We start from the raw sequence: 12,828 nt of genomic DNA, 5'->3' as shown, positions 1-12,828 counted from the left end.
AGATAGAAATTTATAAGCTAAAATTATTATTGAATATATTATGACCAAAAACAACCTAAAATCAAAAATCAAGGATCTTAGATACAACCTGATCCTAATGATAACCATCTTGGTAGGCTGTCATATTGCCTTATTCGGCCTTTACAATTCCTCCGACCAAAACAGTGAACATAGTGGAGAGCTGGCTGCAACGGATTATAAGGAAATCGAAAACAGCCCCCAACTTAAGGAAAATGAGTTTTTATCACTAAACACGAAGGATTTTGACAATGCCCTTTGGATTACGGATAATCGTAGTCTGCCGAAAAAGGATTCCCTTTTCTACCTTGACCACCCTGCTCCTATTTTTAGAAAGGAATTTAAAGCCCAAGGCAAAATTAAAAAGGCAACTCTTTATATTACCTCAGCTGGCTACTACAAAGGCAGCATCAATGGTGCCCCCATAGGTAAAAACGTACTGGATCCAGCTTGGACGGACTACAGCAAAAGAACCTACTACGCGGAATACGATATCACCTCCCAGATCAAGAAAGGCAACAACAGTCTAGGGGTTAGTTTAGGAAACGGATTTTACAACCCACTTCCTTTGAGGAAATGGGGCAGAAGAAATTTAAGGAAAGATCTTAGTGTAGGCAAGCCAACGTTTATCGCCAATCTTGTATTGCAATACCAAAATGGCGACAGCCAAAGTATTATCACAGACAGTTCATGGAAATATTCTTACGGGCCAATAATTAGGAACAGCGTTTATTTGGGTACGGTCTATGATGCAAGACAGGAAATAAAAGGCTGGCAACTCCCTGGTTTTACAGATACTTCCTGGAGTTCCGCAATTATAGGCAATAGCCCTGGCGGTGACTTACAAAAGGCATTTTTTCCACCTGTACAAGTTACCAAGACCATAACCCCTGTAGCCGTTACTTCTCCAGAAAATGGAGTTCATATAGTGGACATGGGAGTAAATTTTACAGGGACTTATAAAATTAAACTATCAGGCAAAATAGGAGACACCATTAAGTTCAGGTTTGGGGAGCGTATTTATGAGAATGGCACCCTAAACCCAATGACCACGGTAATCGGTCAAATAAAAAGAAAAGGCGTTGGCGGACCTGGAGCACCGGAAATAGCGTGGCAAACGGACACATATGTAATTGGAAAAGATAGCCCTGCCTGGTTCGAACCTGAATTTACCTATCATGTATATAGATATATGGAAATCAAAGGTCTTAACAAAGCTCCTGAAATTTCAGATATTCAAGGCCTCGCAATACATACCAACGTTGAAAACGCTGGAGATTTTACAAGTTCTTCCGAACTATTAAATAAAATTCAAGAGATTACCGAAAGAACCTTTTTGGCGAACCTGGTTAGTGTCCAATCCGATTGCGCTGCCAGGGAAAAATTCGGCTATGGGGGAGATTTAAATGCCACTAGCGAATCCTATATCAACAATTATGATATGAAAGGAATCTACCGTAAAACCGTATACGACTGGTTAGACGCCATGAAAGATTCCTCTTTTGTGGATACTGCCCCATTTGCGGGAGTACAATATTGCGGTATTAGCTGGGAGTCTGCATATCTTACCACACAATATTATCTATATCTCTATTATAATGACACCGATTTTGTAAAGGAACTTTATAATACGAATATTAAATGGATGGAAAAAGTATCCAAAATACATCCAGAAGGAATGGTAAACAAAGGCCTAAGCGACCATGAATCCTTAGAACCCGTGCCAGTACAACTAACGGGTACTGCGCATTATCTACAATGTGCGGAAATAATGGAAACCTTTGCCGAAGTGATGGACGATAAAGAAAACAAATCCAAATATGGCCAACTTGCAGATCACTTAAGAACGCTTATCAAAAATGAATTCTGGGATAAGCCGGTAAACGGGAAGATAAATCGCCAGACCCTGTTTTCCACCTTGCTATATCACAACATTGTACCTAAAAATGAACTTGTAGCAGCCAAGGACTCCCTACAAAAAGCTTTGTACAGCGGTCCCAATGGTCATCTTAATACTGGAATTTTCGGAACCAAATACGCCCTAGAGGCCATTTCCAAAAACATATCGCCAGAGGAGGTGTACAAGGTGGTGAATAGTAAGATATATCCTGGTTGGGGCTTTATGGTAGACAATGGAGCTACCACCATTTGGGAGACCTGGAAGGAAAGTGATGGTGTTTTTTCCAACAGCCACCCTATGTTCGGATCTGTTTCCGAATGGTTTTACCGCTGGCTAGGGGGCATACAACCGGATCCTGAAAATCCAGGATTCAAAAAATTTGTGCTATCCCCCTCTACCCCTGCCGGCCTAGAGTTTGTGAATACAAAATATGAGTCGCCCTACGGAACCATTGTATCCAATTGGATGAAAGAATCCCTGGGCACCTACCGTTATGAGATGACTATTCCCAAAAACAGCATCGGGATGGTTAATTTAAGGGAGGTTGCATCCAAAGAAATAAGTATCACTAAAAATGGAGAACCACTTAAAAACAACAGCATACAAAATCTGGAAACAGGAAAGTTCGAACTTAATGAAGGGGTTTATTCCATAGTTGTATCAACAAAATAATAACCATAATACGCTATTACCTTAATACAATTCTTAAAACCAAGAAGTGTATTTTAACATTAGTTAAGACACCAATGATTACCATGAAATTACATAATACTTCCATTAAAAAGTACATTGTATACAGCTTATTGTTTCTCCCATTTTTTACCTTAATGGCCCAAAACAATATCTCTGCGGGTGCCGATGAGCGAACCCCATCAAAGGCACAATATTTTAGTTGGATCAACAATACCAACGAAGGTGCCACGGCGGAACATACCAAGATCAATCTTGAATTTTTTGGTTGGCTTAAAAAGGAATATGGGATGCAATTGGACATTTATGCCTTGGATGCAGGGGCCATAGATGGCAAGAACTTTTATGGTAGTATTTATTCGGATCGATTTAAAAAGCAATTTCCTGATGGATTTGACCCTATTTACGCACAAGCTAAAAACTTGGACATACGATTAGGGGTTTGGGGAGGACCTGACGGATTTGGGGATACACCGCAGGAAGAAAAGGCTCGAATAGATCAAATGGTAAAACTATGTAGGGATTATGATTTTGCCCTGTTCAAATTTGATGCAGTTTGCGGGCCTTTGCGCCCGGAAAAAGAAGATGCCTTCATTACTATGATGGAAGAAGCCCGTGAGCATAGTCCTGATTTAATTTTATTAAACCACCGTCTGGGTCTTGATAAAGCCAAACCCTATGCCACTACTTTTTTATGGGGAGGCAATGAGACCTATATAGACGTGCATATGGCAAATACTATGACAGCGCCACACCATAGAGCACAGGCAATGTCCAGAGGGCTTGTTCCCGACTTACAGCGCCTAACGGAAGACCATGGTGTTTGTATCTCCTCCTGTTTGGATTATTGGGAAGATGATTTAATATTACAATCCTTCAACAGGAGTTTAATTCTCTCTCCAGAAATTTACGGAAATCCTTGGCTATTGAATGACGATGAATTTTCTAAATTGGCCCATATCTACAACCTTCATAAAAAATACAGGGATATATTGGTCGATGGAAAAGTACTAAGTGAATCTTATGGTCCCAATGCCGTTTCAAGGGGGGATGGTAAAACCCAAATATTAAGTCTTAGAAATTTAAATTGGGAAAAGGCCACATATTCCATAAAATTAAATGAAGAGATAGGTCTTAATACTGATGGGAATATAACCCTGATTCAATTACATCCTACCGAAAAATTGATAGGTACTTTTTCCAAAGGCGAATCAATTCTTGTAGATGTCCTCCCCTTCAGATCTGGACTGTTTTTGGCCACCACAGAAGAATACGAAGCTCCCCTTATAGCTGGGGCAAACTTTCAAACCATAAAAAATGTTTCCGGTGCCCCAACTGAAATGGAAGTTTTAGGAATGCCGGGAACTACAGCCAACATACAGCTCCTAAATGGGGAACAATATGCCTCAGCGGAAATCAATGGTAAAAGTGTGCAGCAATTACTGAAAGGAAAAAAATTAAAACTGAAATTTCCCGGAAAGGAATTAAAACAAAACTTTCATCGTAAACTAAATCCGTTCTCAGAAATAGCTATTCCGGAAGATGTGGAAACCCTATACGAAGCTACTGTATTTGCCGCCGACAACAATGCTTTGGAAGTACGCTCCCTGCTGCGATCGGGAGAAACCAACATTCCCGAGGTGAAAGCTGCCCGCGATGCATTTTTTAATCAAGAGGCTTTTGTGAATAGAGGAGTTTGGGACAAAAATTTATTTGATGGCAATTTGGAAACCGGATTTTGGCCACAAAAAAAATATCGATTGGATACACGTATCGAAGGAGGTACTTTAAGATTGGATTTAGGAGAAATCACCTATTTGGACAAACTCGTAATCACTGTTCCCAATGAATTTGCCTTACAGCCCTTACTTGTTGGGGAAGGTAATTTTGTGGAAATCTCTACCGACTTAGTACACTGGGAAGAACTAACATATTTGGCTGCCAAACAATCCGAAGTGAACATAGGAAAAAAAGTACGTTATCTCAGATTTAAAACTTTCCCCCAGCAAATCGTAGAGATAGAAGGTTGGGCCAAAGGACAAAAATTGGATAGAAGTTTATGGAAGGCCTCCAACCTATTTGCCTATCCTAGTACGAAAAAAGCGCAAAAAGTATGGAAGTCCAAAATAGTATTGGATGAAATAACCGAGGGCAGTTATCTCTCCGTCGCTTTAAATGGTCAACATGGTATAGAAGGTGCCTACGCAGCAGCCAAAATGGGTGATAAATATATTGGCTCCCCGGATAGGGCTTCATCCTACCCTGCCAATAATTGGGAATTTATGACCTCCCGCCGAGACAAGAACTACACCTATTACATCCCATTGGACGAAAGTATGATAGGAAAGGAAATAGAGGTTTTTGTAATGGGATACGATAATGAAAACCTGAATTTTGATCCAGAATTATGGATAACAGCCTATCCAAATCCTTGGGAAAAGGTAAAAATAACCTTAAATAAAAAGTAGCCCCGTAAAATGATCAAAAAAGACATCTTTTACCTTTTCATAGCAATACTATCAATCACACACAAATGAAAAAGTTGAAAAAAATTCTTTTTGTCCTACTAGCTAATTTAATTTTAATAGGATGCTCACAAGATTCCAATAAGACAAAAAGACCTAATGTTATCATTGTGGTAACGGACGACCAAGGTTTTGGCGATTTGGGATATTATGGTAATCCACACGTACAAACCCCTACCCTGGATAGTTTTGCAAAAGAAAGTGTACGCTTTGACCAATTTATAGTATCCCCGGTTTGTGCGCCTACACGTGCCTCATTGATGACCGGTAGATACTCTTTAAGGACAGGGGTCAGGGACACCTATAGAGGAGGAGCCATAATGGCCACAGAAGAAATAACCGTAGCAGAAATGCTAAAGGAGGCTGGTTATACCACTGGCATGGTAGGCAAATGGCACTTGGGGGACAACTATCCTTCCAGACCACAGGACCAAGGCTTTGATTACACCCTGCGACATTTATCAGGAGGAATAGGCCAGCCAGGCGACTGGCCCAATACCAAAAAAGGACAGCGTAGCTATTTTGACCCCATTCTTTGGAAAAACGGGGAAATGTTCCAAAGTAAAGGTTATTGTACCGATGTTTTTACAGAGGCAGCCATGGACTTTGTAGAGGCTAACAAAGAACAACCATTTTTCTTATACCTGTCCTACAACGCGCCACACGCCCCTTTACAGGTACCCCAGGAGTACTATGACAGATATAAGGACATTGATCCTTCCTCCGGTTTTGAAAATGACGGAAGACCGTTTCCGGAAATGGACGAACGGATGAAAGAAAATGCCAGAAAGGTGTATGCCATGGTAAGCAATATAGACGACAACCTAAAAAAGCTATTTCAGCAATTGGAAGATTTAAAGTTGGAAGACAATACCTTGGTCATATTTATGACGGATAATGGTCATCAACATGATCGTTATGCTGCAGGCATGCGGGGTAGAAAGTCGTTTGTTTACGAAGGTGGGGTTAGGGTTCCAAGTTTCTGGAGGCTTCCTTCCAAGTTTAAAGGTGACAGGGATATTAAAACCCCTGCTGCCCATTATGATGTACTGCCTACCCTTGCAGATCTATGCAATGGTCAATTGCCATCCGATAGAATTATTGACGGAAAAAGCCTCGTCCCGTTGTTATCCAATGAAAATTCTACATTGGACAATCGTACCATTTTACGCAGTTGGGTAAGGGGCGGTCCGGAAAAGTATAATAATATCTCTATAAGAAAAGAGCAATATAAGCTAGTTGGTAATAGCGAAGAAACAGCAGGAATAGAGGCCTTTGAACTATTCAACATTCTGGATGATCCTTATGAGCAAAATAATATAGTTGGCACCAACACTTTGGAGGCCCAAAAATTAAAAAATGAAATGGATATTTGGTTTGATGAAATGACCAGTTCCCCCAATTTTGTAAATGCACAACCAGCTATTGTTGGAACAGTTCATGAAAACCCCTCAGTACTTAACTTAAACGATGCCGTATTTGAGAGAAATGAAGCTACGGACCAAGATATAGCTGGCTGGGAAATAGTGGCAGCAGAGGCCGGAAATTACGATATTAGAATTAATTTGGGCAGGAAAAGTGTATCGGAAGTCCATTTAAATTTATATGTGGGTGATTTGGAATTAAAAAGAGACTATAATGAGCTTTCCGACGGAATAATAGACATTAAAAATATTCAACTACAGAAGGGAGCAACAAAATTGACCCCCATCACAACCGGTAAAAATGCCGAATATATCAAACCTTTTTATGTGGTGATGACCAAAATAGATTAGGTAATGCCATTCCAAGCTCCAGGCAGGGTTTCCCTTTACATAGGAAAGCATTGCTATTTTTGAATAGAGCATATAATTACCTCTGGTTATTCAATAACTTTAATCAAGCTAAACATCTATAAATTTAATAATGCTGATTAAATGGTGAACCCGAGAGCTTTCACTTGAATTCAATAATCTAAAACCTCTCGACTGGGTCTGCCGACTATGGCTGTCTCTTCGAGAGAATCCCATTTTGAGACTCCCGTTAACTATCGGGAGGGAATTCACACATACTAGGCTGGAGCTTCCTGTGTGATTTAGCTCATAGCATAATTATTTTAAGGGTATTCGTGAACATACGGTTTCTCTCTTTAGTTCGAAATGGCTGGATCGGCAACCTTGAACTTTAAACTTTGAACTTTAAACTATTTATGGCTAATTATTGATTGGACACTGTAAGAAGCAGATTGCCGCACCACACCCGCCTGACGGCTGGGTAGGCTCGCAATAATGCCTCCAAGGGCTCCTTCCCTTGGTTAAGCCTGTCCCGCGTTTTCCGCGGGAGGACAAGGTGGCTTCGCCACAAGCGAAGACGGAAGGGATTGAAAGCCCAAGCTTAGGATCAGGACAAGAGCAATGGGCATGGGCAGAAACACACCCCTAACCCCTCTCAAGAGGGGAATTTATTTGTCACAATGAGCCAAGACTCTAGTTTCTAGATACTCAATAGATCCATATTTAATGTCCAATAAAGCCCTTCTATTTATTCAATTTTGGACCTTGGGGTTTCGAATCTTTGCCATAATCTATATAGCCTGCAGAATTCAATTTATAATTCCACTTATCAATATAATACTGCCTTGGCTTAAATTCGTCGTCTATTTTATTTAATTCATTTTGAAGTGCCTCTTCCATTTCCTCTTGCAGTTGCTTATATTCAGGTTTATTGACCAGATTGTCCATTTGAAGCGTATCCTTTTTATTGTCGAACAGGAACAACGGACCATCAAGGGTTTTCACATAGGAATAACGACTAGTATACACACCCCTGTATTCGTCCGACTTGCCCGCAAAGGGGGAAACATTCATTACTAGTGTTGCCTTGTCTTTTTTAAGTTCGGGGTTTGTGATTGCATCGACCATACTCTCCCCATCAACAAATTCTGGCACTGGCAAGTCGGCTAGCGTCAAAAGTGTTGGCAAAATATCCGGAGCGTTAATAGGGGCTTCCACTTCAATCTTCTTATTTCCAAAAAGTGCTGGATACTTCAAAAGGAAAGGAATCCGTACCGATTCCGCCCAAGGCACCTGCTTTTGTTTAGGCCTAATACTATGCGAACCCAACATTTCGCCATGATCGGAAGTGAAAACAATAATGGTATTTTCAGTTATACCAGCAGCGTCTATTGCTTTTTCCAAATCCCCAATACACTTATCCAAGGCAAGGATATGGGCATAATAGCCTACAGCTTCCTTTTTGGCAACCTCCCTCATATCGTCTGCAACATTCCCTCTGAGGATTATATCCTCTTTATTGAACTGCTCTTGAAACTCTTTAGGAGCAGTTGCATGTGGAAAGTGCGGAGCACCCCATGCGAGAACCATCAGAAAAGGTTCATCATTCCCCGCATTATTCTGGATATAGGAAATGGCATCCTGGGTCTCGGCATACGGACCATAACCTTCCCATTTTTTCTTTTCACTATCGTTCCCTTCATAATAAATAAGGTTATTGTAGTCATGGGAACATTCCAGAGCCTTCCAATAATCAAAACCTTGTCTTCTTTCAGGCGGGGTATAGTCAAATCTTCCCATGCCATCCAGATGCCATTTCCCTATATAACCTGTCTTATATCCTGAATCTTTAAATAGTTCCGCTAGCGTTACCGACTCCTCCGGTAGATGAAGGTCATTAAAGATCATACCTGTAGTGGTAGGATACTGCCCAGTCAGGAATGCAGCTCTAAAAGGGGTACATACCGGTGTGACCGAAATGGCATTTTTAAAGTTTACGCCCTGTGCCGCCAATTGGTCCAAATTTGGCGTCTTGCCTATAAGGTTGGGGTCACCGTTATAGCCTGTGGCCTGAGCCCTCCATTGATCGGCTAACACAAAGACTATATTGGGTTTCTTGGCCTTGGTGGCAACCGTTTCTTTAGGGTTCTTGTTTTTGCAAGATGATAAGACACCAATGCAGATTATTAAAAACATTACTATGCTCCTTGTTCCTTTCATAACTGATATTTCTATAACTAACTATTTTCTAAATTTCATATTATAGGAATATGAAAACCTTTAGGCTTGGGACAATCCCTTAATTATTCCGGTTCAATACACTCGTAAAACGTAAGACAAAATCACATCCAATGCTTCCTATCCCTCTTCCCAACCCTAATTTTTAACAATCGGCACCAAGCCTACTTCCCTAAGGCGCCAGTAGAGTTACAATTAGGTGTCCTTAAACAGTTAATTCACATTTTTAGTGTAATTATAAGCGTATGTAAATTGATCATACATTTATACAGTGCTTCTTATCGTAATTTATTTAGATGGACGTTTAACAGAATAGCCTTGCTGACGATACCTTTCCAAGACCTTTTGCATTTCCTTGATAATTTCCGGATTTTCGTTATAGAGGTTATTTTTCTGTTCGGCATCAATTTCCATGTCAAATAGTAATCCGGCCGTTTCAAAATCCTTGTAACCTCTAAGTTCCTTAAAACTTTCAGGCATTTTGGAGTGCTCTCCCGAAGGCCCATCTATATAAAGCCATTTTCCTTGTCGCAGTGCCCATATTTTTTCGTTGGTGTTCTGTACGGTAGCTTCTCGCAATGGGGAGCTATAGGTCTTGCCCTTTAAAAGTGGTGTTAAATTATAGCTGTCCGGTGCCGCATTTTTGGGTAAGCTAGTATTGGTAATGGATGCCAATGTTGCCATGATATCTATCTGGGATATCACTTCCTTGGAAACTGATCCTGCCTTAATATGATTTGGCCATTTTACAATAAAGGGAACATGGTGCCCTCCTTCCCAGACATCACGTTTTAGACCCCTAAATTCTCCCATACTGAAATGTCCAAATTTTTGGGCCCTTTCAAAGGCGTAATGTTCCGGACCGTTATCGGCACTGAAAATAACTATTGTATTCTCTTCCATGCCTTTTTCTTTTAATGCTTTGAGCACTTCACCGGCCACCCAATCCGTTTGATAAACAAAATCTCCATAGGGTCCCGCGGTAGACTTGCCTTTAAACTCATCATTGGGAATTATGGGGGCATGAGGGGACGGAAGGGCGAAATATAAAAAGAATGGCTCTTTGCTATCCTGCTTCCCTATCCATTCCACTGTTTTTTTGGTAAGCGTGGGCAAAACCTCATAAGGGTTCCATCCTTCCACTTTGGGACCAGGTCTAAATTCCCATTCCCCTTCCTCTATATCAAAGCCAACATTGTGTACATCCATTACACTTTCCGGTAATTGTACAAACCGGTCATTTTCCATCCATGCATAGGGAGGGAAATTAATGGTCCCATCACCAAAATAATAATCAAACCCCCTATCCAAAGGTCCACCACTAATAGGCTGACTCCAGTCCACGTCCTCTGGTTGATAAAATTTTCGCATTCTACCCCATTGCATTACTTCCCCAGTGGGTTCATTTTTAAATTTCCAGTTCCATCCCAAATGCCATTTACCAATACACGCGGTTTTATATCCATTATTTTTTAGTACTTGGGGCAAGGTAACATCGCTATCATCAAAAAAAGGCTCGCCAAATGCACCTACAATTCCGAATTGCCTCCTCCAATGATAGGTACCCGTAAGTAGTGCGTACCTACTAGGGGAACAAATCCCAGAAGAGCTGTGGGCATCGGTAAATCGCATACCCTCAGAGGCCAATTGATCCAGATTTGGGGTTGGAATCTTTGAATCCGGATTTTGGACATGCAGGTCTCCATACCCCATGTCATCGGCATAAATAATGATGATATTTGGTCTTTCTTGTGCCATGCATCCCATAGGCCCAACAAAAAAACCTAAGGCAATTAACAGTAATCCAATCTTTGTCATATTTTCATGTTTTAAACAATTCATATACGCCCAATTTTAAAAGCTCTTTTATCAACTATGTCATTTGCACAGTTTGGATAAACAATATTAAAAAAAAGCTGGCACAGTGATGTAGCCAGCTCTTTTTAAATAAACACTATACTGTATTATTACCAGTTTGGATTCTGGGTCAAATTCTCATTTAAGGTTAACTCATCAATAGGTAAAGGCAGTAGGTAATCCCTGTTAGGGTCAAAACCATAAGCACCACCGCTCAAGAAATTCACATAAGGATCCAAAAACCCATCCGCATCAACAGTTAAATTAGGATATGCCGCTTCAATCTCGGCGGTATAAGTGGTCCCTAAAGGCCTAGTGCCCACAAATAAATTATGTGCCCTCCAACGCATTAAATCATCCAATCGGTTCCCTTCACCAAATAACTCCACTACACGTTCCCTTCTCACCTCTTGTACGTAATCTGGTAAAGTGTATCCATAATCAGGCCACTCTGGGTCATCTGTAATAGCATTCAATATTAAATGTGGCATACCCACTCTATCCCTCAACAAATTGATGGATAAGTCAAGATCGGTTTGGGTTATAGTTCCCAATTCTGCCTTGGCCTCGGCATAAATTAGAAGCGCCTCCGCATATCTGAACAAAATATAGCCAATATCGCGTGTTCTCTGATTGTTCTCCACTATTTCCTTGGATCTCCATTTTTCTATGGAATAACCTGTAGGGTTACGGGTCATATCAGGTATAGTAAAGAAAGACTCATCGCCATTTAATGCTACAATATCCAAATCACCAGGCGCCATTACTGATTGAGCCAATCTCGGGTCACGATTTACCTCAATTTCATCCAAGGTGGCATCACCTGTAAATGCATCACTTGCAGAAATTGGGTCACCATCAGATGCAAGGTAATACTTGGTCATTTCCCTAGTCATACCCGACAAATTAGGTTGGTTCCATAAGGAATTCTGGATATTATAGGTTAAGTAATCATAATGTTTGTACAACATAACTTCTGGGTTACCACTATAATCTGTTTGAACGAATAGATCATAGTAGGCCATATCGACATCCCCGGTAGAGATTGAATAATTACCTGCATCCATTACGGTCTTAGCGGCATCTGCAGCTATTTGTAAAAACCCAGATCCATCAGTGCTGCCTGCAAAAGCGGTCCCTTGATGATATTTCTCCCATGTGCCTTCGTACAGGGCTACTCTGGCTTTAAACTGTGCGGCGATATCCTTATTTATTCTAGATGGCCCTACTTCAGATGCATATTCCAGCTTAGCTATTGCCAAATCAAGTTCATCAAGGATAAAATTGGCCACTTCAGTTCTAGGACTACGCGCTCCATATAATATAGCCTCATCCTCCAAGTCCAATACCTCTGTTATAATAGGTAGGTCACCAAAATCCTTGAACAGTTCAAAATAAAACCAAGCCCTAAAGAAATGTCCCTCACCAACATAATGGTCTATCAAATTTCCGGTTTCTGCACGGGACGCATTTTCAAGAAAATAGTTTGCTCTACGAATATTCGTCCAACTCCAACCACCACCAGAGGCAGGTACAGATACAGTTCCATCCAATCTACCGGCATTTGATGCCCCAAACCAAGTGCTGGATTGGGCTATAATGTCCGTTCCAACATCTAGGGAAGGCGATGCGCCGGCACTAGGCCAACCTGGCAAAGTGTTATACAGCTGATTTAGGTACAATTGTAAATCGCCTTCAGTCTTCCAGAAATCTGCATCAGAAATCTGATCTAGCGGTGTTTTCTCCAACAACTCGCTGTCACAGGAATTAAATGTCATTCCCGCAAACAATATTGTGATTATATATATTATCCTTTTCATTGTTTTAA

6 protein-coding genes are annotated in these 12,828 nt (G+C 40.8%); 3 read left to right on the top strand and 3 right to left on the bottom strand.

The annotated features are described in order from the left end of the window. Positions 1-40 precede the first annotated feature (40 nt). The 3 genes from BUA60_RS17180 to BUA60_RS17170 all read left to right on the top strand — a co-directional run bounded on the left by BUA60_RS17180 (position 41) and on the right by BUA60_RS17170 (position 6,908). On the top strand, positions 41-2,590 hold the full coding sequence (locus BUA60_RS17180; protein WP_072863834.1) for a family 78 glycoside hydrolase catalytic domain: 2,550 nt from the start codon (positions 41-43) through the stop codon (positions 2,588-2,590). 83 nt (positions 2,591-2,673) lie between these two features. Then, positions 2,674-5,076, top strand: coding sequence for a hypothetical protein (locus tag BUA60_RS17175; protein WP_143153221.1), 2,403 nt, complete (start codon positions 2,674-2,676; stop codon positions 5,074-5,076). A 65-nt stretch (positions 5,077-5,141) separates the two neighbouring features. After that, positions 5,142-6,908, top strand: a complete 1,767-nt coding sequence (locus BUA60_RS17170; protein WP_072863831.1) for an arylsulfatase — start codon at positions 5,142-5,144, stop codon at positions 6,906-6,908. Between the two features lie 741 nt (positions 6,909-7,649). On the opposite strand, the gene BUA60_RS17165 is transcribed toward BUA60_RS17170, so the two are convergent. From BUA60_RS17165 to BUA60_RS17155, 3 genes are all read right to left on the bottom strand, one after another. Continuing rightward, entirely contained in the window at positions 7,650-9,125 is a 1,476-nt protein-coding gene (locus tag BUA60_RS17165) for a sulfatase family protein (RefSeq protein ID WP_084532650.1), read from the bottom strand. 306 nt (positions 9,126-9,431) lie between these two features. Continuing rightward, on the bottom strand, positions 9,432-10,961 hold the full coding sequence (locus tag BUA60_RS17160; RefSeq protein ID WP_072864090.1) for a sulfatase family protein: 1,530 nt from the start codon (positions 10,959-10,961) through the stop codon (positions 9,432-9,434). A 149-nt stretch (positions 10,962-11,110) separates the two neighbouring features. Further along, positions 11,111-12,820, bottom strand: coding sequence for a RagB/SusD family nutrient uptake outer membrane protein (locus tag BUA60_RS17155; RefSeq protein ID WP_072863829.1), 1,710 nt, complete (start codon positions 12,818-12,820; stop codon positions 11,111-11,113). Positions 12,821-12,828: the final 8 nt, after the last annotated feature.

It is taken from the genome of Arenibacter palladensis, assembly GCF_900129275.1.
GTDB classification, from domain to species: domain Bacteria; phylum Bacteroidota; class Bacteroidia; order Flavobacteriales; family Flavobacteriaceae; genus Arenibacter; species Arenibacter palladensis.
The sequence above is the reverse complement of the archived record's forward strand: the minus strand, read 5'-3'. Positions and strand labels throughout refer to the sequence as shown.